General features: G+C 72.8%; 1 protein-coding gene. It reads left to right on the top strand.

Going from position 1 to position 1,178, the window contains the following annotated elements:
• The coding region (locus AB0I76_RS30345; protein ID WP_357042702.1) for a CDP-glycerol glycerophosphotransferase family protein at window positions 1–1,178 on the top strand (1,178 nt) is incomplete at both ends.

Raw genomic sequence — 1,178 nt, 5'->3', positions numbered from 1 at the left:
GCGGTCGGGCTGGACCTGGCCCGGCGGCGGTTCCGGCCGCCAGCCGGCGGCGGACCGGTGGCGCAGGCCCTGCGCCGGCACCGACCCGAGTTCCTGCTCTACTTCTCCGCGCCGCCGGGCTCCGAGTACCAGGTCACCATGTGGCTGCCCTACCTGGAGCGGATCGGCCGGCCGTTCCTGGTGGTGCTGCGGGAGCCGGAGTTCCTGGCGACCGTGGCGGCGGCCACCACCGCGCCGGTGGTGTACTGCCCGACGCTCAAGGCGATCGACGAGGTGCTCGTGCCGAGCGTCAAGGTGGCCTTCTACGTCAACCACGGCGCGAAGAACGCGCACTGCATCCGCTTCACCCACCTCACCCACGTGCAACTGCACCACGGTGACAGCGACAAGGCCCCCAGCGCCAACCCGGTCTCGGCCATCTTCGACAGGATCTTCGTCGCGGGTCGGGCCGCCATCGACCGGTACGCCCGCGCCGGCGTGGAGATCCCCGCGGAGAAGTTCGTGGTGGTCGGTCGCCCCCAGGTCGAGAAGATCGAGGTACGCGCCGAGCCGGTGCCGGACCGCGCCCACCCGACGGTGCTCTACACCCCCACCTGGACGGGGCACCACGCGGACACCAACTACTGCTCCCTGCCGGTGGCCGAGACGCTGCTGCGGCGGCTGCTGGACCGGGGCGCGACGGTGATCCTGCGGGCGCACCCGTACACCACGCAGAACCCGGCCTCGGCACGGCAGCTCGGCCGGCTGACGGAGCTGCTGGCGGCGGACCGGGCGCGCACCGGCCGGCCGCACGTCTTCGGTGCCGCCGCGAGCCGGGACCTCACCCTGGTTGAGTGCGTGAACCGTTCCGACGCGCTGGTCTCCGACGTCTCCGGGGTCATCTCCGACTACCTCTACTCGGGCAAGCCGTACGCGGTGACCGACATGGTGGGCGGCGGCGAGGAGTTCGTGGCGGAGTTCCCCCTCGCCGGGTCGGGCTACGTGCTGCGGCGGGACATGTCCAACGTGGACGACGTCCTCGACCGGTTGCTGGACACCGATCCGCTCGCGGCGACCCGGTGGGCCACCCGGACCCGGTACCTCGGGAGCTTCCCTGTCGAGACGTACGCCGAGGGGTTCCTCGCGGCCGCGCGTCGCGAGATCGACGGCGCGCGGCGCGGGCACCGCCGCGCCGCCGT

The organism is Micromonospora sp. NPDC049799 (genome assembly GCF_040656655.1).
GTDB lineage: Bacteria > Actinomycetota > Actinomycetes > Mycobacteriales > Micromonosporaceae > Micromonospora.
The sequence above is the reverse complement of the archived record's forward strand: the minus strand, read 5'-3'. Positions and strand labels throughout refer to the sequence as shown.